The organism is Lentzea sp. JNUCC 0626 (genome assembly GCF_043632865.1).
Classification (GTDB): domain Bacteria; phylum Actinomycetota; class Actinomycetes; order Mycobacteriales; family Pseudonocardiaceae; genus Lentzea.
Genome location: NZ_CP171635.1, coordinates 10,303,236 through 10,324,661 on the forward strand (window position 1 = coordinate 10,303,236; position 21,426 = coordinate 10,324,661).

At 69.1% G+C, this 21,426-nt stretch carries 9 protein-coding genes; 5 read left to right on the forward strand and 4 right to left on the reverse strand.

What is annotated here, in order from left to right; translation table 11 throughout:
• Nucleotides 1-329 precede the first annotated feature (329 nt).
• Both JNUCC0626_RS48125 and JNUCC0626_RS48130 read left to right on the forward strand, forming a co-directional pair.
• Entirely contained in the window at nt 330-1,850 is a 1,521-nt protein-coding gene (locus JNUCC0626_RS48125; protein WP_394617292.1) for a glycoside hydrolase domain-containing protein, read from the forward strand.
• A complete protein-coding gene (locus tag JNUCC0626_RS48130; protein WP_394617293.1) occupies nt 1,847-2,467 on the forward strand; it encodes a hypothetical protein in 621 nt (206 codons plus the stop codon). The genes JNUCC0626_RS48125 and JNUCC0626_RS48130 overlap by 4 nt, the downstream gene beginning before the upstream one ends.
• Before the next feature lie 202 nt (nt 2,468-2,669).
• Here JNUCC0626_RS48130 and JNUCC0626_RS48135 read toward each other — a convergent pair whose 3' ends face one another.
• Nucleotides 2,670-4,037: an ABC transporter substrate-binding protein gene (locus JNUCC0626_RS48135; protein WP_394617294.1), complete on the reverse strand. Its 1,368-nt coding sequence runs from the start codon at nt 4,035-4,037 to the stop codon at nt 2,670-2,672.
• 476 nt (nt 4,038-4,513) lie between these two features.
• Here JNUCC0626_RS48135 and JNUCC0626_RS48140 point away from each other — a divergent pair, with 476 nt between their 5' ends.
• Entirely contained in the window at nt 4,514-15,055 is a 10,542-nt protein-coding gene (locus JNUCC0626_RS48140; RefSeq protein ID WP_394617295.1) for a hypothetical protein, read from the forward strand.
• Nucleotides 15,056-15,146: 91 nt separating this feature from the next.
• Here the strand turns inward: JNUCC0626_RS48140 and JNUCC0626_RS48145 are convergent, their stop codons facing one another.
• The 3 genes from JNUCC0626_RS48145 to JNUCC0626_RS48155 form a co-directional block, all read right to left on the reverse strand.
• Nucleotides 15,147-15,521: a hypothetical protein gene (locus tag JNUCC0626_RS48145; RefSeq protein WP_394617296.1), complete on the reverse strand. Its 375-nt coding sequence runs from the start codon at nt 15,519-15,521 to the stop codon at nt 15,147-15,149.
• 223 nt (nt 15,522-15,744) lie between these two features.
• On the reverse strand, nt 15,745-16,032 hold the full coding sequence (locus JNUCC0626_RS48150; protein ID WP_394617297.1) for a hypothetical protein: 288 nt from the start codon (nt 16,030-16,032) through the stop codon (nt 15,745-15,747).
• A 241-nt stretch (nt 16,033-16,273) separates the two neighbouring features.
• Nucleotides 16,274-17,269 carry an alpha/beta hydrolase gene (locus tag JNUCC0626_RS48155; RefSeq protein ID WP_394617298.1) on the reverse strand — a complete coding sequence of 332 codons (996 nt, stop codon included), beginning with the start codon at nt 17,267-17,269 and terminating at the stop codon, nt 16,274-16,276.
• A 77-nt stretch (nt 17,270-17,346) separates the two neighbouring features.
• On the opposite strand from JNUCC0626_RS48155, the gene JNUCC0626_RS48160 reads away from it, so the two are divergent.
• Nucleotides 17,347-17,994: a TetR/AcrR family transcriptional regulator gene (locus JNUCC0626_RS48160; protein ID WP_394617299.1), complete on the forward strand. Its 648-nt coding sequence runs from the start codon at nt 17,347-17,349 to the stop codon at nt 17,992-17,994.
• A 656-nt stretch (nt 17,995-18,650) separates the two neighbouring features.
• The gene (locus JNUCC0626_RS48165; RefSeq protein ID WP_394617300.1) at nt 18,651-21,296 is read left to right on the forward strand and encodes a helix-turn-helix transcriptional regulator; all 2,646 of its coding nucleotides are present in this window, start codon (nt 18,651-18,653) and stop codon (nt 21,294-21,296) included.
• Nucleotides 21,297-21,426 lie beyond the last annotated feature (130 nt).

The following is a 21,426-nucleotide window of genomic DNA, read 5'->3' on the forward strand; positions in this document are numbered from 1 at the left end:
GGGCGTCGTTCCGCGCGGCGCCCAGCCGGCTCGCGATGTCTGCAGCAGCAGACGTGATCATTGAACCGATTTCTGCCCGGTGGTCGCCATCCGCGAAACGCGAGTTCTCGTTGCGAAGATGACGGTGCGCGAAGCTGAAAAGTCTCTTGTGGACTCTTCGCTGGACTTCGGCGTTGTTTCCGCGCTTCGCGGATTTCTTTCCGCTTCGAGGATTCGTAATCTGCGTTGATGGAGACGACTGCACAGGCTGATGCGGACACGTCCCGCCAGTCCCCGAGGCCCCTGACGCCCGTGGTCGCCCTCTTCTCCGAACAAGATGTGAAGGTGTGATGGAACAGCAGATCTTGGACGTTCAGCGGTGGGTCAACCAGACCTACGGTGACGTGGAAGGGTTCGGGAGGTGTCCGGAGGACGGAGTTGCCGGACCTGCCACCCGGTTCGCGCTCGTTCGTGCGTTGCAACACGAGCTGGGCATCACCACGTTGGTCGACAACTTCGGTCCGGGCACGGTGGGACGGCTTGACCAACGCGGCGGGGTGAAGGCCGACGACGAGAACCACGGCATAGTCGGGATCCTCCAGGCAGGTCTGGTGTGCCAGGGCTACGACGCCGGTCCGGTGACCGGGACGTTCGGTGCGCGGACCAAGGCAGCCGTCGCGCGGCTGCGCGGCGACGCGGGACTCGGTGCCGCCGCTGACGGCTCCGTCGAACCGAAGCTCGTGAAGGCGGTGTTGTCGCTGGAGTCGTTCGTCCTCTCCGGTGAGCCGTCGGTGCGTTCGGTGCAGCAATGGCTCAACGGCCGGTATTCGGAACGCCGGGACTTCTTCCTGACAGGTACCGACGGCGTCGTGTCCCGCAGCCTGCTCACGGCGCTGGCCCTCGCGATCCAGTTCGAACTGGGGATGTCCGACGACGTCGCGACCGGCACGTTCGGTCCTGGAACCCGGGCGGGGTTGGCGAAGAACGTCGTGGGGCCTGGAGACACCGGGGTCTGGGTCCGCCTCTACAGCGCGTGTCTCGTCATCAACGGCTACGGCTCGTTCTGCGATCTGTTCAACGCCTTCCTGGTGCGCGCGACCGTTGCCTTCCAGACGTTCGCCGCCCTGGACCTGACCGGGCGTGGAGACTTCCCGACGTGGGCGCTCCTGCTCGCGTCGAACGGAGACCCGGACCAGCCCGCCGCGGCGTGCGACACCTCCACGACTGTCACCCCTGAGCGGGCGAGGGCCCTGCACTCGGCGGGCTACCGGGTCGTGGGGCGCTATCTGGACGAGCGGCCGAGCGCGCGGCCGCTCGACAAGCAGATCAAGCAGGGTGAGCTGCGGACGCTGTTCGCCCACGGCTTGAAGGTCTTCGCCATCTCCCAGTACGACGGCAGCAGCGCCGGCTACTTCACCGAGCAGCAGGGCCGCAAGGACGCGCAGGACGCGCACGCCGCCGCCCTGGGGCACGGCTTCGGCGAGGACACGGTGATCTTCTTCGCCGTCGACTACGACGCCACGGGGGAGGAGATCGACAGCAACGTGGTTCCGTACTTCCGCGGCGTGGTCGCCGGTCTCGCCGAGTCGGGTGGCCGTTACCGGCACGGCGTGTACGGGTCGCGCAACGTCTGCTCTCAGGTCAGTGAGCGCACTGGTGCCCGCTGGTCGTTCATCTCGGGGATGTCCACCGGGTACTCGGGCAACATGGGTTTCCCGCTGCCTTCGAACTGGGCGTACAACCAGGTGCAGACCTTGCCGGTGGGCGAGGGTGACGGGCAGATCGACATCGACAAGAACACCTCCCGTCCCGGCACGGACGCCGCGGTGTCCTTCGTGGAGGACGAGACCGGAAAGGCGAGTGTGCGATGAGTCCCGCTGTGGGCAGGCGCGGTGTGCTGAAGGGCGGCTTCGGGGTGGTCGGTGGTGCGCTGTTGCTCCCGGCCGCGAGTGGACGTCCGGCCGTGGCGGAGGAGCCGGGCCAGGTCTGGTCGTCGGGGAAGAGCCAGAACGGGTGGCCCGTCGTAGGTGACGTGCCGGTGACCGCGGTGGAGGGCAGCGCCCTTCTGGTCGGCATGCTGTCCGGTGACGTGGCGACGGTGCTCCTGCACTGCGCCCGCCGGCTCTGCTACGAGCTTGGCGAAGTGGACGCCATCGCCGGCCACACCACCACGCGAGAGGTGAAGGCGCCCTTCGAGAGCAACTACCTCTCCGGCACCGCGATCGCGATCCGTCCGGCGGGCTATCCGGTCGGGGTCGCCGGCGGGTTCTTCGCCCGCGAGGTGGCCGTGATCCGCGATGTCCTCGCCGAGTGCGACGGTGTGGTCCGGTGGGGTGGAGATCTCCGCCCTGCCAAGGAGTCGCACTTCCAGATCGACGTCCCGCCCGGCGACTCGCGGCTGGCCGCGGCGGCGGCGAAGATCGCTTCATGGCGGAGCGAACCGGGAGAGGGCGCCGGCACGATCGCGACGTTGCTGCGTCGCGGCTGAGCTTCGACGTTTCAGCGGTTGACCGGCGCGTTTGCGCGTTGTGCGGATGGTGTGCCCATTCCGGTCGCAATACGGTACTTCCGTGCCCCGAGAGCAGGAATCGGCACTCCGGCTCTCGGGACACGCGGTGCGGTTCGGTTGAACCGGATCCCCGCACTGCCGGGCGAACCGCACCGCATCACCCCCTCGCAGCCGCGTTCTCTCACTTCCGTCCCGTCGACGAAGTGATCAGTTCGCGCTCCAGGGGATCCGCCCCCAGGCCGGTCACCCGGTCGCTGTGGCCGAAGAACCCCCGCTCGTGCACCAGCGGGATGATCGCCCCCGATGCCAGCACCACCGACTCGACCCCGTCCGCCGCCAGCGCCCGGTCAGGTGCGCCGGTGGCCTTCGAGATCGCCGAGTCCACTGCCGGATCGCACAGGCGGGTGAAGTTGTAGCCGCCTGAACACTTGAAGTCCGAGGCGAAGTAGGCGACGGGATCACCGGTTTCCGGCAGGTACGAGCGAGACAGGACCGCTGCGTCGAACTTTCCGGCGAGCAGGTCGGGTTCGAGTTCGCGGTACGGCTTCACTACCTGTTCGACCAGGAAGCCTTTGGCGCGCAGCGACTCGGCGACGGAGAGCGCGGTGTCGACCAGTTCGGGACGGTCGCTGGGGCCGGCGAGCAGGATCGTCTGCCCCGCGCCGCTTCCCTGGGGCGGCACGGGGGCGGTGACGTCGTGCCGGCGCATGGTCCGCGCGACGTCTGCGTGCCCCTGGTAGATGGCGCGCACCAGTTTCTCCCGATCGACCGCGCCGGACACGACCGCTCGCAACGCCGCGTTCGAGAACGGTGCCTTGGCCGTGTTGAGGTAGAGAGACGTGGTCCGCGGGAGCGGGACCTCCTGCAGCCCGTCGCCTCGCAGTTCCGAGATCGGCAGGTCGGTGGCGACGTCCGCGTCGCCCTGCCGCAACGCCGCCATCCTGGCCGTTCCCACCGGCAGGAACCGGACGTCCACTCCGGACAGTGCCGGCTTCTCGTTCCAGTAGGAGCTGAACGCGTCGAGCCGAAGCCGGTCGCCGGGGCGTTCGCCGACGACCTTGAACGGTCCGGTACCCGCTGCCTTGGCTCCGCCGCCTCGGTAGAAGGCGGGGGAGAGGATGGCGAGGCTCGCGGAGGAAAGCCGTTCGAGGAACGCCGGGTCGGGTCTGTCCGTGGTGATCAGAAGTTCGTTCGTGCTGATCGCGCTGGCGGTGATGTTCACGTTTCTGAGCGCGGGGAGGGGAGGGTTCGACCGCGCCGCGTGGTTGAGCGCGAGCGCGACCGCGTCGGCCGTGAACCTCAGCCCGTCGTGGAACATGACGTTCTCGCGGAGGCGGATGCGCCACTGCCGGTCGAGTTGCTTCACCCAGTCCAGGGCGAGCAGAGGTTGCGCCTGCTGGTTCTGATCGAGCCTCGTCAGGGTTTCCGCGACGCCGAGCCGGGTGAGAGCTCTGGGGCCATCCCGCTCCGGCTGCTCCGGCGACGGGAGGACGACGCGCAGGCGATGTCCCTCATCGGTGGGTGAACTCGGGGCGCATCCGGCTGTCATCCCGCAGATGGTGAGAAGCGCGGCAGCCGCCATGCCTCGTCGGAGCCTCATGGCACCCTTTCGTCAGACATCAGGTTCGCGCCAGGTGACGATAGGCGCGCTGCGCCGGGTTTGATCCGAATTCCTTTTTGTGCGAAGGAATTTCCGCAGATCTTCTGGGGTGCTGCGAGTGCTTTCCTTGCTGCGGTTCACGTGTGCGTGATCACGCTGGGTCCGGACTTCTGAGATTCCGCGTTGATCGGCTGGCCCGATGAAGGTGCGTCTGGCACGGGCGACGCCACTTTTCCTTTGTGGCAACGAGGTTGGTGTGCGGGTTGTTCTGCTCGCGGCTGGTGACGTGCGCACTATTCGGACTGCTGCCGGTGCGGTCACGTGCGGGTCGTCAAGCTCACACCCTCCGTAACTCCTTCGGGGTGAAAGGTGCACAAAGATCTTTCTGCGCAGGGGCGTCCGGGCGGGCATCGAGTGGAGTCGAAGTGGTCACGCATCTCCCGCATGGTCTCCAGAAGTTGCTGGAGATCACTGTCGGCATGCCCTGGCCGGAAGGGAATCAGAAGGACCTGCGCGATCTGGCGTGGGAGTGGGAGGTCCTCAGCGGGGAACTGGACCTGCTCGCGGACGGTTTGCTGGCGACGGCGGACAACCTCGTGCCGGCCTTCCGCGGCGACACGGGCGCCAAGATCAACGAGTTGCTCTCGATACAGCTGCGCGACAACGCGGTTCAGCTTAAGGAGAACGCCGGCGTCCACGCCTCGATGTTGCGGACCGCGGCGGCGGACATCGAGAAGACCAAGATCATGATCGTCGGGATGCTCGCCGTCCTGGCCGCCACGATCGCGTCACTGCTCGCGTCTCTGTTCGGTGCCTTCGCCGTCCCGGCCGTCATCGCGGCGGCAAGGGTGGGAATCGGCGCGGTGCTGCGCACCCTGCTCGCCCGGCTGGTGCAGACCGGCATCGTCACCATCGTGCGTCAAGTCGCGATCAGGGGGCTGGTCGGCGGCCTGGTCGGCGCGGGGCTCATGGTCGGCCTCGACGCGGGCATCCAGGGATGGCAGATCGCCCACGGAGATCGGGACGGCTGGGACACCGAGTCGTTGAAGGGCAGCGCCATCGGCGGCGCCATCGGCGGCGCGTTCTCCGGCGCGGCGGAGGGCCTCCACGGATTTCTGGGCAAGCTGGGCCGGGATCTGTGGCGCACCCTGCCGCGGGCGGTGCGCGGATTCGCCCCGCTGGGCAGCACCCTGCTCCAGATCCCGGTCGCGGCGCTGAGCAACCCGGTCATCGGGGCGGCGACGAAGAGCCCCGGCAGTGCCTCCGAAGGCGTTCTCGGTGCCCTCGAGCCGAGCGGGGGCAAACGACCCGCGGCCAAGCGGCCACACGTCGACATGCCGAACCTGAAGCCCATCGGTGATCTCGGCCTGTTGCCCTCGATCGGGGTGCCCGAGTTCGTCCAGAAGGGCCTCGCGATGCCGGTGACCGACGGGAGCAGTGCTCCTGTCGGTGTGGCGTTCGACCGTCCCGCTGTGCCGTTGGGTGCTTCGCCGGAGCACGAGATCGGCACCCGCCAGGCAGTGCGCACGGAGGCCAGTGGCCCTCCTCTGCCCCGGACAGAGGAGGGACCGGCCGAGCAGGCCTCACCGGTCCTGTCCGAACCGGCTGAGGATCGACAGCGGCGTCCGGTGGAGACACGGGAAGGCGGCGTCGGTGAGCACGCGGCGCTGACGTCGTCGCGGGTCGAAGCTGTTGCGGGACACGATGAGCCGGACACGACGGGCTCGCGGACAGCCTCTCCTGGCACGAGACGGGCAGAGGGCGATGATGCCGTCAGCGGGGAGCGGGCTCGTGTCCCGGCGCAGGCCGGCGGCAGTGGGGGCGAGGGGGACCGGCCCACCGGACCTGGGACGCCTGGCGCGCCGCCGGATGTCGTTGAGGGCGGGCACATCGGCCAGCCAGTCGAGGGCGGTGGTGTCGGACGCGGCGTCGACGCCGTGACCGGCGGTGTGCTCACGGCGAGTGCGGGACGTGCTGCGGGTGGGGTGCCTGGAGTCGATCGGACGGCTGTCGGTTCGGCCGACGGTGCGCGGCCGGGCGCTGCGGAGATACCGGGCGCGATTACCGGGAGCGCCGGTCCTGGTGATGTCCGGCCGAATCTTTCCGGGTCGGTCGTGAGCCGCCTCGCGGACGGTGCGCGGCCGGATGTGGTGATGGGGACGAGCACGGCCACGCCCGCCGCGAGTCTTGCTGCTCGTGGTGCGACGCCAGGCAGAAGCGCGCCTCAGGGTGCGAGCGCGAGGCCGGACACGTCGGCGATGCCGGCCGTGGTTCCGCCCGTCGCGAGCGCTGTCATCGGCGACGTCCGGCCCGGTGGTGCGGTGGTGCCCGCAGTGACCGCACTCGCCCCGAACCTCAGCACGGATGGACCGAAGCCTCCTGCGGCAGGAGGCGTGCACAGCCACGGCCAGTCCGGAACCGCCCCTTCGACGACTGGCGGCGTCACGGCGATGGAGGTCGAGCCTGCTTTCCGCACGACGTTCCGTCAGGGCGACGTCCCCGCGCCCGCAGAGCGCGGAGTCATGCCACAGACGAGTTCGCCTCCGGTCGCTGATCAGGTAGCGGGTTCGATGGCGCGTGCAGGTTCACCTGACGGGCCGCACGAGAACAGGCCGCGCACGGTGAGTGCGCCGGTCACCGGTGAGCCGGTCTCGGCGGGTGGTGCGGCACGGGACTTTCCGCGCGCGCTGGCCGATCGGTTCGCCGCCGAATCGACAGAGGGCGGGCGTCGAGGGACGGTGGACGACCACGTCTCCCTCTCCGAGTTCCTGGCTGGGCCTGCGCAGACCGGCGAGGCGGCGAGAGCGGGCTCCGCGTCGAGTGCTGTGGTGCCGGGACTTGGTGCGTCACCCGCATGGGCTGCCGTCGAGGGCATCGGTGTGACAGGGCGCAACGCCGTGGACGGGACTGCGATTGCGTTCACGTCCGCGGATGTCCAGACGGTGCCGATGACGCAGCGCGGACAGGTTGTCGGGCGGACCTTTGCGGCGGGAGCGGGCCGAGCTTTCGATGTCGCGCGGGGGCAGGCGGACAAGACCGGCGGGACCACGCACAGCTTGCCTCAAGGCGCCGTCACGGCCAGCCTCGTCGGTGGCACGCCGGTCCGGGGCGACGGCGCGACCTTCGCTCGTCCGGTCAACGACACGCGGGCATTCCGCGCTGCACCGGAACTCGGCGGCCCGGACGCGACCGCGCTGGCGGTCCGCTACGCGGGGAACTTGGTGAGGCCGGGCGGTGTCGGGCACGACTTCTATCAGGTGCTCGAGTCGGAGTTCGGCCACGCACAGCCGGTGTTCGCGGGCACGACGCTCACCGAGCAGCCTCCGTTGCCCGCTGAGAGGTTGGTGGGCACCCTGTCTCACCAGCACGGTGAGTGGCGGCGGTACCCGTCTGGCGCCGGGGCGGTGGCCCAGGCCGCACTGCCGGGCACGGAGTCGGGGGCCGCTCCGCTGCGCACGGTGGCCGTGGTCGGCGACCTGTCGCTGACGGGGCGCGACATGCGGACCCACGAGCTGCGCGAGTTCCGGTCGTCGGAGGTCGAGGCCACGACCCTGCGCCGCGGCGAACAGGTCGTGGGGATCAGCTTGCGGCAGCGCGAAAACCTTGTCGCCGACCAGAACTGGGCGCGCGCGGAGCAGGCCGCGACACGTCCGTGGCCGGACAACACGATGTTCGTGGTGGCGGCGGGCACGAACTCCACCGCGATCATCACGGTGCGGGGTGACCAGAAATTCGCGGTCGACGGTGCCAACCTGGGCCGGTTGCTGCACGACCTCTCGGACTTCAGGTCGTCGGTGCGGGAGCAACGGCCGGAGATGTTCGCGTTGCTGGCTTCGCACTCCTCCGAGATGCGGTACCCAGGTGGACTGGCGCGGGACTTCCAGGCGACGCTCGCGGGTGACTTCGGGTACTCACAACCCGTCGTCGCGCCGTCGGGCCGGCCCGATCTCGTCGTCCTCCAAGACAGCACGGCGTGGGCGGTGCTCCCGGACGGCCGCCAGTGGCACACCTTCCACCTGAAGCCGGTCGTCGACGACGTCGTGCTCCCCGGCCTCGACGCGCGCACCGGGGAAGCACTGGTGTTTCGCTCGTCGGAGGTCGAGGTCGCACGGCTGGATCGGAACGGGCACGTCCTCGGCGCCACTTTCTGGCCCGGCGAGCGTCGCGACGCCGATCTGGCCTGGGCGGCGGTCGAGCAGTCGGACCACCAGCTGCGTCAGGAAACCGGCGGCGCGGTGGTCTCAGAGGAGAGGCTGTGGCCGGATTCGACCTTCCTCGTGTCCGCTCCCAGCGCCCCCTCACCCGGCAACGCACTCGTCTCGGTGAAGGACCGCATCGTGGTCGTCAACGGTGCTGACCTCGCCAGGTTGGTGCACGACACGAGGTTCTTCCGGTCAGCGGTGCGGGCCGGCGACGCGGACGTGCTCGCACTGCTGATCTCGCGCTCGTCCGCGAAGAACGGACCTGGCGGGCTGGCCCACGACTTCCAGGCCGTGCTGGCGGACGAGCTCGGTTACCCGCAGCCGGTTCTCGGGCAGCCGCGGCGGGTCGACAAGGTCGTGCTCGACGACGGCATGGCGGCGGTCTCGGTCACCGGAGCCTGGCACACCCACCACCTGCCGACGGTGGTCGGTGACGTGATGCTCTGGGGTACCGACGGTGAAACCGGAGCCATGGTCAGCTTCCGCTCGTCGGAGGTCGACGTGGCGCCCATGGAACACGCGGGCAAGGTCGTCGGCGCCACCTTCAACATCGGCCCGGACCTGCACTTCGACCAGCGCTGGACTCGAGCGGAGCAGGACACCCGCACTTACCTCTTCCACGGCGAGGCGTCGCTGACGTCGCTGGCGGTGCTGGACGACGACAGCCTGCGGGTCGCCGTGCCGAGGCCGTGGCCCGCGGAGACCTTCTACGTCACCACGCACGGGCTGCCGGACGGCGTCGCGGTGAACCTCGCCGACGGCACCGAGGTCGTCGTGGGAGGCGCGGTCTTCGCCCGGCTGCTGGCAGACGTGCGGTTCTTCCACACCGCGATGCGCGCCGCCGAGCCGAGCGCGATCACGATGATCGTCTGCCACGCGGGTGCGATCGAGGGACGCGGTGGTGTCGCCCGTGACTTCCAAGCGACGCTGGCGCGGAACTTCGAATACCGGCAGCCGGTCTACGCCGCGACCGAATCGGTGGTCGGGACGTTGACGGCCGGCGACGAGACGGCGGCCACCGCCGTGGAGAACGGCGGCAGGTGGCGGAGCTTCCCGCCGCCGTGGGAGGCCCTGTACCTGGACCACGGGTGGCGGCGGTCGGCGGCGCCCAGCGCTTCGACGCCGACGGAGATCGGCCGGTATCTCGCCGGCACAGCGGCGCGAGGCGCGGGCGACGAGCTCACCTTGACGGGCGTCCTCGCCGACGGTGCCGGCAGCCGCACGTTCCGCGTCTCCGAGGTGGAGGTCGCACTGCTGGAGCGGCAGGGACGGGTCATCGGTGCCAGCTTCACGTCTGGCGCCGACCTGCGTGTCGACCGCCAGTGGGCCGCGGCTCACCAGTCCGGCGAGGCACACCACCTGACCGGTGAGTACGACCGCGCCCTGTTGGACGACACGACCGCCACGACGCGTCGGCCCACGCCGTGGCCGGACAACGCCTTCTACCTCGCCGCGCATGGCGACGGCCGCTCGGCCGACATCCTCCTCACGGACGGCACCCGGCTCAAGGTCGACGGGACCACGTTCGCCGGCGTCCTCTCCGAGTTGTCGTTCGTCACCACCTCACTGCGGACCACGAAGCCGGACGCCCTGGTCATGCTGGTGTGCCAGGCGGCGACGCCGGTGGGCCCTGGCGGGGTGGCACACGACTTCCAGCGGGCGTTGAGCGAGCTCGTGGGGTACTCGCGACCGGTGTACTCGCCCAGCCGGGACCTCTGGCTGGCGTTCCAGCGTGGTGAGGCCGTGACCGCCGTGGTGGACGGTGGCGGGTGGTGGCGGCACTCCGCGGGCAGCGGTGAACCAGCGTCGGTGGGAGGGTTCGACGGCCCACCCCCGGCGAGCATCGACCGGCCGGCTGCCCGGCAGGCCTACGAGAGCCTGGCCCGCAAGGCCGGCCTGGGGGCTTCGCCGTCCACGTCGCGTTCGGCTGGGGACCTGACGCTGTCCGGCCAGGTCAGGCCGGGCGGGGGGTTGCGGCCGTTCCGCGCGTCCGATGTCTCGGTCGGCCCGCTGGAGCGGGACGGTCGTGGCGTCGGAATGACCTTCTTGACCGAAGCCGACGGCGAGAGCGCGTCGAGCTGGGTTCAGGCAGACGGATCTGCTCATCGCGAGTGGTCCACCGAACCCGTTGCCGGTGATGCCGTCGTGACCGGACCTGCGCGCGACGCGTTCCTCATCGCGGCTCGCGGAGACGAGCACGAGGTGGTCGTCCGGCTCTTGGACGGTACCGAGGTCGCGTTGAACGGGCGGACCTTCGGACAGCTGCTGGTCGGTCTGCGGCCCTTTCAGGCGGGCGTCGGGATCGTGCGGCCCGCGGAACTGGGGTTGCTGGTCTCCCGATCGGCGCTGCTGTCCGGTCCCGGTGGCGTGGCGAGGGACCTCCAAGCACACCTGGCGGAGGTCTTCGGGCACCGGCAGCGGGTGCTTGCGCCGGTCGGGACGAAGCCCGGAGACGGCGGCTGGCGGACGTTCTCCCGTCCGGCCGTGCTGGGTGACGCGGTGCTGAGCGGGATGCGTCACAGGACCGATGACGTGGTCGTGCTCCGCTCCTCGCAGGTGGACGTCGCTCCGCTGGTCCGGGACGGCTCGGTCGTCGGCGCGACGTTCTGGACGGGATCCGAGCGAGATCATGCCCAGTCTTGGACCTCCAAGGCGGAGACGCCGGAGCACTACCTGCTGGCGGATGACCTGAACGTCGAGCCGGTCCCCATCGAGGTGTCCTGGCCGAGGTCCACCTTCGTCGTCTCGGGGCCGTTCGGAGCCGGGGAGACGATCGTGGTCCGCCTGGTCGACGGGACCTCGGTGCGGCTGGAGGGCCAAGCCGTGGTGAGGCTGCTCACCGACCTGCGGTTCTTCCGGGCCGTCCTGGACGCGGACCGCCCCGAGCAGTTCGCGCTGCTGGTGTCGCAGTCGGGGAACAGGCCCGGCCTGGGCGGGCTCGCCGCCGACCTGCAGGACACCCTGTCCGGCGACTACGGGATCCGGCAGCCGGTGATCGCCCCGACGGGCCGGATGGACACGTTCGTCTTCGTGGCCGACCGCGCCGCGGCGACGGCGGTCGAGGACGGTGGCGGCTGGCGGATGTTCGAGGTCCAGACCGTGTCGGGTGATCTGGTGTTGCACGCGCAGAACCCAGGTCTGAGCTCGGAGGTGCACTTCCGGTCCTCGGAGGTGGTGGTCGGCCCACTGGACCGGGGTGGGCAGATCGTCGGCGTGACGTTCAAAACCGGGTACGAGCGCTGGTACGAGCTGACTTCGGCACGGGCCACGAACGAAGGTGACGCCTCCGGGCCGTGGCAGCGCGGCAGCCATCTCGTCTCGGTGGCCGGCACCACGCAGCACGCGCACCTGTCGCTGATCGACGGCACGACGGTGGCGGTGGACGGCCGGACCCTCGCAGTGGTGCTGGAGGACCTGCGGTTCTTCCGGGACGCGATGGAACGGAGCACTCCCTGGGGGTTCGTGCTGCTCGCATCCCGATCGGGTGCGGACCTCGGCCGAGGCGGGCTCGCGCAGGACTTCCAGGCCGCGCTGTCCGGCGAGTTCGGCCGGAGGCAACCTGTGATTGCACCGGTGCACCCGCTCAGCCGGTTCGCCTTCGACCAGCTCGCCGGCAAGGAGGTGGCCTGGCGGTCGTTCACCCGTCCCACCGTGGCCGAGAACGTCGAGTTGTACGGCGTCGACTCGCGTGGCGAGCTGCGGCCGTTCCGATCGTCTGAGGTCGAGATCTCGGCGCTGTACCACAGGGGGAGCGTGATCGGCGCTTCCTTCACCACTGGGTCGGACCTGGTCTTCGACTGGTGGTGGGGCCGCAACGACAAGGCCGCCGTGACCTACCTCGCGCAGGACCGGGGTGACGCCGGTCCCTCGGTACCGGACGACCCGAACGCGCGGACCGAGATACCCACACCCTGGCCCGATCGCACCTTCTACCTCGCCGCGCACGGCGAGGAGAAGCTCATCGAGATCAACCTCGTGAGCGGCCCCAGGCTCGCGGTGACCGGAGCCGACTTCGCGCGGTTGCTCGGCGACGTGCGGTTCTTCCACGCCGCGATGGCGCGCGAGCGGAGGGACGCGTTGACCCTGCTCATGTGTCGCGTGGGAGCGATCGACGGGCCGGGCGGCGCGGCGCACGACCTCCAGGCGGTGCTGGCGGAACGGTTCGGCTACGGCCAGCCGGTGTTCGCCGGCTCGCACAAGGTGCGCCTCCTCGGCACGGTGCCGGCCGCCAGCGCGGTGATGGGTGGTGGCGTGTGGCGGCGGTTCCCCGCCGAGAACGCGGTGCCCTCCGCCGGTGACCGGGTGGCCGGGACGACACCGCTCGGAACGAGGTCGGGTGGCTCCGGACAGGCAGGACGCCCCGGCGAGGCCACCGCTGCCGCACGCGTCGTCGAGAACCTTCCGCTGACGGGTGTCAGCCGCAATCCCGTCGCCTTCCGCACGTCCGATGTGCGGGTCGAACTGTTCGAAAAGGACGGTCGCGCGGTGGGAGTCAGCTTCACCACGGGCACCGACCTGAAGACGGACGTGACCGTGCTCACGGGAAAACCCTCGAGGTTCACGAACCTGATGCCGGCAGGGGTGCACAAGGACGCGCAGTACGAGCGGGCGGTTCGAGAGGGGCGGCACGAGGCGGTCCGGGTGCCGTGGCCGGACAACTCGTTCTTCGTGTCCGCGCACGGCAAGCCCGGCCACTTCGAGGTGAACCTCACCGATGGCACGACGATCAGGCTCGGCGGAACCGCGTTCGCGAGGCTCGTCCACGACCTCCGCGTCTTCCGCGGCGCGATCGACCAGACCGGACCGGATGCGGTCGTGCTGCTGGTCTGCCACGCGGGACAGGTGGCCGATCGCGGCGGTGCGGCCTATGAGTTCCAGCGGGCGCTTGGCGAGTTCGGCTACCGGCAGCCGGTGATCTCGCCGACCGACGTGCTGTTCCTGCGCGGGTACGCGTCCGGCCAGTGGGGCACCGGGGTCGCGAACGGGGGTGGCTGGCGGGTGTTCTCGTCAGGACCGGCCGACCTGGTGGGGTACGACCGCGCGGCGGGGGAGAACGTGGCGTTCCGGCCGGAGGGCGTCCAGGCGACTGCCCTGGTGCGGAACGGTCTGGTGGCAGGGGCTGCTTTCCCGGTCGGTCAGCATCCACCGGTCGATCAGGGTGTTGGCCGGGGCACCGAGAGCGGACTCGTCGACGGGGCGTCGACGTCGCGAGGGCGGCAGTTCGTCGTGCGGGCCGCTGCTCTGGCCGAAGGCCGGTTCGCCGTCCGGCTGACCGGCGGACGTGATGTGGAGCTGGAAGCGCCCGCGTTCGCCCGCGTGCTCGCCCGGTCGTCGGTGTTCCCCGCGGCGACCGGGCGACCTGACTCGGTGCTGTTGCTGACGTCCGGCGTGGTCGAGGACCGTGGGCGCCTGGCTGGAGGAACGCCGGAGTTCGCGCGGGCTCTGCGCCAGGAGGTCGGTGAGGACCTCGCGGTCTTCACCGCAGACGATGGAGCCGCGGCCCTGCACCGGGAGGCTTCCGCGCTCGTGGCGCCTGGTGGCTGGCGGCGGCTGCCCGGTTCGGCGCCGCGGTCGCCATTCGGCCTCGATCACTCCGGTGCTTTGCGCCGGTTCGAGCCGAGTGATGTCCGCTTCACGGTGCTGTCCGACCGCAGCAGGCAGATCGGACTGGCGTTCGGGCCCTCTGGCGACCAGGCTCGCGCTGAACGATGGGCGAGGAGGTCGTGGCTGCACCGCGATTCCACCTACGTCGACCCTGACGGTGAGGGACGTTCGCGTTCTGACGAAGCAAGCCGCGTGAAGGCACCGTGGCACGACAACGCTCTTTTCATCGCGGCACCCGGTGGTGCCGACTCGTTCGCCATCAAGCTCACAGACGGAACAGACGTGCTCGTCGACGGTCGGAACCTCGCCGAGGTGGTGGCGGGGCTGGACGTCTTCCGGCAGGCGGCGACCCACGCGCCGGCGGGCGAGGTGGTGCTGCTGACCGATCGTGCGGGTGAGGTGCCGGGACGTGGCGGGGCGGGGCACGACTTCGCGAGGGCGCTCGCGGAGCTCGGCCTCCGCAGGCACGTGATGGCGCCGACGACAGGCGTGCGGTTGCGGGTACCGGTCTTCGGGCAGAGCGCTGACACGGTGCTGGACGCCGGTGGCACCTGGCGCGTCCTTCCGGTGCCCGAGTCCGTTTCGGGGCAGGAACTGTCCGGAGTCGCGGGGCGGTTCGGCGACCCCGTCCGGTTCTCCACGTCCGAGGTGATGGTGCGGCGCATGGAGAGCAGCGACGGAGTGCTGCGCGGAGTCACCTTCACCAGCGGAGATGACTTGAGGACCGACTTGAAGGCAGCCCTGGTGCTGCCCAGGAGCAGGACGCCCACCTCCCCGGCCGACGGGGACCGAGGCGTGCGGGACCCGTGGCCGGACAACGCCTTCTTCGTCAAGGCACACGGCAACCATGCGGCGGTGGAGATCGAACTGGCGGACGGGCGGGAGGTCGCCGTTGACGGCGCCACGCTCGCACGGCTGCTGCACGACCTGCGTCCGTTCAGGGAGGCGTTGGCCGAACGCGCCCCGGAGGCCGTTGTGCTGATGGCATGCTCCACAGGAGAGCGGAGCGCATCGGACGGCGTGGCCGCCTCATTCAGATCGGCGCTGGGCCGGCTCGGACACGCGCATCAGGTGTTCGCGCCGACGTGGACCGTGGTGACGCAGACAGGATTCGGCCGAACGGTCACGTACGTCGAAGACGGGGAGTGGAGGAAGTTCTGATGCGGCAGAGGCCCGGGCGGCACGACTGCCGCCGGGCCTCTGCCGCACTCCAGAAGAGGACGACCACCACGGCCGTGCTCACGAGGCTTGATCACCGGGGAGGCGAGAACCTGACCAGGTAGCCCTCGGGGTCGCTGTCGCGGAGAGTCACGCCGCACAGGCACTTGATCCGCTTGCCGCCGAAGCATCCCGTGCTCGTGTCCGCCACGAACGTGAACCTCACGTCCGACGGGATGAGGATGCCGGTGTTCCGGTCCTTCCGCCCGCTGAGGTTGTCGACGCAGGCGCTGGGTTGCCGGTCTTCGGGCCACCACAACGAGACGCTGTGGGTGCCGTAGGGCAGGGATTCCCCGTCGATGATGATGTTGTGCATGTAGGACGCCGATGCGGACGGGCTCCCGATGGCCATCGTCGCGAGCAACCCCGCGGCCATGACGAGCCCTCGTACTGCCTTCCTGCTGCGCATGGACGCTGTCTCCTTCTGACTTGCTCGAAGCCGGACCGTCCCGAGTGGACCGGGACCGCCGAAGACTAGGTCGAGCGAGCGGACGAGCGCCGTGCCTGATCAGGCCAGGAGAAGGAATCCGGGGTTTTCCTCCGTGAAGGAGAACGTTTTCATGATCGTGGACCTTCACTCGGCAACCCGGCCGTTCACGGGCGTGCGGGAAACCGAGGACCCAGGAACGCGGTCATCGTGGAGGCGAGATCCTGACCCGGTAGTTCATGGGGTCGCTGTCGCGGAGGACCACGCCGCACAGACACTTGAACGCGGCGCCGTTCCAGCACGTTGACCCCGTTTCAGCCCAGAAGGACATTCTCGCGTCCGAGGGGAAGAGGATTCCCGTGTCGATGTTCGCCGGCCGTCCGCTGATGTTCTCGATGCAGGTGCTGGGGTTCTTCTTGTCGTCGGGCCACCACACCGCGACGCTGTGGGTGCCGTAGGGCAGGGATTCCCCGTCGATGATGATGTTGTGCATGTAGGACGCCTATGCGGACGGGCCGGCGATGGTCATCATCGCCAGCACACCCACTGCCGCCATCAGGCATCGTGCTGCCCTGTTCCTGCTCATCGGCGCGATCTCCTTCGTTGATGGCCGAAGAGCATTGTGGGCCCGGCCGTGTCCTGCTGCCGCTCAGCCGCAGGGCAGGTCGCACGAACGGGTGGTCGCCTGCCGGGAAGGTGGGCGGGCAGGACTTCTGCGGAGGGAACCCGAGAGGTCAGCGGCGGGGGTCCTTCGGTGTCACCTGCACCGGTTCCATGACGGTGGTCTCGGTGCCGTCGAAGCGCAGGCCGGCAGTGGGGGAGGTGCTCCTCCTGACGTGGCTCGCGATCAGGGTGTAGATGGTGCGCGCGGTCTCTCGATCGCTCATGTCGTAGGCGTGGTCCGCTCCCAGCACCGTGCGGTGTTCGAGCAGCGCGCCGACTCGCTTCAGCCGTTCCGCGTAGCGCCTGCCCTCGTTGTGGAGCCGGTCGTGTTCGGCCGTGATCACCAGGCACGGAGCGATGCCCCGGAGGTCGGTCGTGTCGGTGTCGGCCGCCGGAGAGGCAAGACGGTCGGAGCGGGAGTCCGCGTCGGGGGCGTAGGCGTTGTCGAAGACGTCACCCATCCACGGGCTCAACATGGGCTTGGTGATGATCGAGCCCTTGTTCCTGGCGGGCGTCGTCAGGTCCAGCGGCGGGTAGTGCAGCACCTGCAGCGACAACCGCGGCCCGCCCAGTTCCCACGCGAGGCGGGCCACACCCGCAGCGATCGCTCCACCAGCGCTCTGGCCGCCGACCGCGAGGCGGCTGCCGTCCCAGCCGTGTTCCGAGCTGTGCGCGGCGATCCAGCGGACGGTCTCGTACGCCTGGCGGATCGGGTCGGGGAACTTGTGCTTCGGCGCGACCGCGTAGTCGACGTTGATGACGACGACACCGGCTTCGGCAGCGAGGAACCGGCAGAGCGGGTCGTCGAGCTCGATGCCTCGCATGACGAAGCCGCCGCCGTGGAAGTTGACGTAGACAGGCGGGTTCAGGACCTCCTCGGCGGGCCGGTACACGACGGCACGGGCCGGGGCGATCGAGGTCGGGATGGTGATCTTGGTCCGGTTGCCGGGGTGCTCGGGGAAGACGGACTTCGCCTTGAGCCTCATGAAGCTCGATCCCAGCGGCATCAGCCACTGCATGCCGCGCGCGACTGTGGCGGCTGCCCAGGGCTTGCTGAGGAACGACATGTGCACTCCTGACCTCACGGAACCTAAACGACATTTGTCGGGTATCCAACAGTTGTCGGTTAGCCTACACTTGTGGGGTGACAGCACGCCAGATGGACCCTCGCTCGCGCCGATCTCGCGCCGCCCTCGAAGTCGCGCTCCGGCACCTTGTCGAGGAACGTGAGCTGGGGCGCATCTCGATCTCGGACGTGACCAAGCTGGCCGAGGTGAACCGCTCGACGTTCTACGACCACTACGCGGATCTGGACGAGCTGGCCGCGTCCGCGTGTACCGCGACGTTCGACGAGCTGTTGGCGGACGCTCCGTTGCTCGGTGAGGAGTTCGGCTCCGGGGCGGGCGCCGCGTTCGAGTCCCTGTCGAGGATGTTCGTGCACGTCGCGGAGCACTCGCATCTTTACCGCACGCTGCTGGGACCGGACGGTAGCGCGCGGGTGATCAACCATCTGCTGGATCGCATGGTCGGCGCGGCGTGTCGCAGGCGCGAGGCCCTTCGGTTCGGGAGTGCCGGGCCGGCCGGGGACCCGCACGACCCTCTCGACGCCGTGCTCGCGGGAGCCGTGCTCGGCAGCATCGCCTATTGGCTGCGGCACGGCTGTCCTGGCGCCGCTCGGGACGTGGCGGCGGCGATCTGGCCGCAGCTCGTCAACGTTTCGCTCAGAGATAAAGACCTCGCCGCGAGACCCGGTCCGGAGCTCGATCCGCTGAATCGGTCCGGTCGGAAGTGACTGTGGACGAGGTCGTTCTTCGAGAGGGTCCTCAGGGCCTGGACGGCGGCCAGGCCCTGAGGAGGAGCAATGGTGGCGAACAGGGGGTGTCAGCATCGGGGGCCTCACAGCCCGTCCGCTTCAGGCGATCCATTGCCGGTCCCACGGTAGAGGGCGGTCGTCACCCGTTCGGTTTCTTCCGTGGAGTGCGGCGTGGTTTCCGCGAATCGGTGGACGGCGCCGTCCGCGTGCGGAGGCTACTACATCGTTCAAGTTCCCGAGGTGGAATGTGGATGAGGTCGATGAGGGCGCCGTGTCAATGCCGCAAAGCCTAAGTGTGTGTTAAGCGCGGAGCGTCCAGGCGTGCGGACGATATGCGGCTCAGTGCATGTGGGCGCACGTTGAACTCAGGATGTACGGTGCGCGTTCATGCAGGTGGTGAGCTGTTCGAGGTGTCGTGCGGCTCTATTCGCGTCCGGACGCGTCAGGGGTCTTTGGGCACCATGTCCAATTCGGCGGGTCTCCTGAAGGAAACTCCCCTGAAAGAGTTGTTCCTGCGGGCTCAAGTCGCCCACAGTGACAAAAAGGGCAAGACTGATGGGCCTGTCGAGCGTGTCACCCTCATGGAGGGAGCGCTGCGCAAAAGCAGGCGGGACTCGACGTTGTGGAGGCAGAGGATGTCCAGGGGGCGTGGCGTTTTGGTCGGTCGCCGCTCCGAGCTCGTTGCTCTGGACGCATATGCGGGAAGTGCTTCCCTCGTGCTTGTGCGCGGAGTGCCGGGCAGCGGAAAGACTGCGCTTCTGGGTGAAGTGGAGAGGCGTTGGCGAGAGCGGGGCGTGACCGTTGTTCGCCTGGACTGCTCGGTTGATCGCTCTCCATGGGACCAGTTCAGCGCGAAGGCCGTAGTAGAAGCATTTCGGAATAAATTTCATGAAATTGGCGACGCGCGTCTGGCGGCCGCCATCGCGGCAGTGAACCGCGCCGCTGTCGTCGAGGCCTACGAGTCGCCGGCATCGCGCTCCGCGCTGTTCGTCGACCTGGTCAGGTTGTTCCGCGGGTTGCTGGGCGGCGGTCCGGCAGCGGTGCTCGCCGACGACCTCCACGCGGCTCCGAATCCGGACATGGCGATCGCCGCGGCGAGGCAGGCCGGGTGCACCGTGGTCGTCGCCTGTCGGGACGAAGGTGTCCTGGCGCGGTCTTCCGTGCTCGGCCTGGTGGCGGCCAAGGTGCTCGACCTGGGACCGATGGCGGAGGACGAGATCGACGAGGTGCTCGCCGGAACCCAGGCGCGCTTCGACCGCTCTGTCGCGGTGGTGGTGAAGCGTGCGCTCGGCTCACTCGGTGGCAACCCCGGCGCTGTCCTGCGCACCTTCGAGGACCTCGTGCAGAAAGGCCGCTTCTCCACCGTCGAGGATCACCTGTGCCTTCGGGACCCAGAGGAGCCCGTGGCACTGCCCGCTGAGCACCACCTCGTCCGGTGCGTCATCGGGCTGGGCGAGTCCGCGATGCTGTTGCTCACCCTGGTCGAGCGGATGGACAGGTTCACCGTCGACGACCTGATGACCTACTGCACCGTCACCGGTGCGGACATCAGCGCGTGCGGTCGCGTCGTCGACGGGCTGGTCACCGCCGGTGCGTTGGTCTGCGACGGGGAGGGCGTGCTGAGCGTTTCCTGCCCGGCGCTCGCCACCAGCGTCAGGGCCGAGGCCGGCCTTACCGCGGTCGAGTCGCTGCACCGGGACTTCGCGGTACACCTCCTGCGGGACGAGAACGCGGTACTGCCACAAGCGGCGACCGTGGCAGATCACATCGCGTTCGCGGGCACCGCGCTGGTTGCTGATCCGGCAGCGGCTCGCATCCTCGTCCGTGAGGCGGAACGCGTGTCGGAGGTGGACCCCGAGGCGGCGGTGCGGTGGTATCGCGCGGCGCTGCATCACAGCCGTGGTCGGAGCGCGGAGTTCCAGCGGGTGATGAGCCGGCTGTTGCGCCTGCTGGTGCAGAACGGGAACTACCGGTGCCTGGCCGAGGTCGTGTCGGCGGTCGCCGAGGCGAACTTCGACGACCACCTCCGAGTCGAACTGGCGGAGTGCGCGGCGCTCGCCGCTGTGCACGTGGGGGTGCCGCTCTCGGATCAGGTGGCCTCGGCGCTGGCACGTGACCCCCGGTGCACGCCTGCGGTGGACTTTGCGACCGGATGGTTCGAGGACCGCCGCCCGTTGTCCGGCGCGGAGTTCGAGACGGCCTTCGGAACGCTCGGTGAGCGCTGGTCGAACGAGGCGGGGCGTGACGAGGCGATCGACGTAGCTGTGGATCAGCTCGACGTCCTGACGTTGTTCCGGTTGTTCGCCGGCTCGACCTACCGCGAGCCGGTCAGTGGGCCGCTCGCACTCTTCGGCCACCTGGTGCGGTCGTTCGTCGCGGGCGACTGGGACGACATTCCCTCGACCGCCCGGCAGTTCGAGGTCACGAGCCCGGTGGCGACCCGTCTGCACTCGATCGCTCGCCTCGTCGTCGCCGAGGTCTGTTCGGCCCGAGGTGACTTCGGCCGAGCCAGGAACTGGCTCGCGCGTGCTGCCGTCGAACGTCCGTTCCCGGCGCTGCTGTGCTGGGTCGAACTCGGCATCCACTACCGATCCGACGATGCTCGTCGTGCGATCGAACTCGGCTGGGCGACCTACGACGAGATCGCCGGCCAGGCCGATCGAGCGAACTGCGTCGGACTGAAGTCGTTCCTGGTCAGACTCTCCTACCTGGAAAGCAGCTTCGGCAGCCAGGAGTCGTTGCAGGCGACCGGCCGTGAAGCCCGGCGGTGGTACGCGCGGCACGGGGGCGCCGGCCTGCGTGGATGCGCGCTCGCGGTGTGCTCGCTGGTCGAACGGGACCACGCGGCCGCGGTCCAAGCTGTTGAGCTCGCCCGCGCCCACGGCAACACGCCCGAGCTCATGCGCGCCCTGATCACCGTCGGGCTGGTGTCGGACGAGCCGCAGCCGTGGTTCGTCGAGGCGTACGGCATCGCCCGTCGCCTCGGTGAGAGCTGGATGCGGATGTCCGTCAAGTCGACGATGCGGGACATCGGAATCTCGGTACCCATCAACCGGGCCAGCCGCGAATCTCTGACGGACAACGAATTGCAGATCATCAGCCTAATTAAGAAAGGCTTGACCAACCGGCAGATCGCCGCCGAGATCCGGGTCAGTGAGAAGACCGTCGAGAACAATCTCACCCGGCTCTTCGCGAAGACGGGATGCCGCTCCCGGCTGGGGCTGGCCAAGGCGAGCATCGAAGGGCGTGTTGCCACACCCTCCAGCGGGCGAGTCTCATAGAAGACGACGGCGGGAATATTCCCGATCGAGCGTTCTGATGTCGTGTTTCTCACATTCTGGCGTTTGCTGTCCTTCGAGTGCGCCGACGGAAAGTCCGCTCTGTCACACGCAGGGCCGTTCGTGCGCGGGT

Bases quoted from the DNA above. Each gene is read 5' to 3' on its own strand.
- JNUCC0626_RS48165 (WP_394617300.1), top strand. From the start codon at position 18,651: ATGTCCAGGGGGCGTGGCGTTTTGGTCGGTCGCCGCTCCGAGCTCGTT.
- JNUCC0626_RS48145 (WP_394617296.1), bottom strand. From the start codon at position 15,521: ATGCGCAGCAGGAAGGCAGTACGAGGGCTCGTCATGGCCGCGGGGTTG.
- JNUCC0626_RS48135 (WP_394617294.1), bottom strand. From the start codon at position 4,037: ATGACAGCCGGATGCGCCCCGAGTTCACCCACCGATGAGGGACATCGC.
- JNUCC0626_RS48150 (WP_394617297.1), bottom strand. From the start codon at position 16,032: ATGCACAACATCATCATCGACGGGGAATCCCTGCCCTACGGCACCCAC.
- JNUCC0626_RS48155 (WP_394617298.1), bottom strand. From the start codon at position 17,269: ATGTCGTTCCTCAGCAAGCCCTGGGCAGCCGCCACAGTCGCGCGCGGC.
- JNUCC0626_RS48125 (WP_394617292.1), top strand. From the start codon at position 330: ATGGAACAGCAGATCTTGGACGTTCAGCGGTGGGTCAACCAGACCTAC.
- JNUCC0626_RS48130 (WP_394617293.1), top strand. From the start codon at position 1,847: ATGAGTCCCGCTGTGGGCAGGCGCGGTGTGCTGAAGGGCGGCTTCGGG.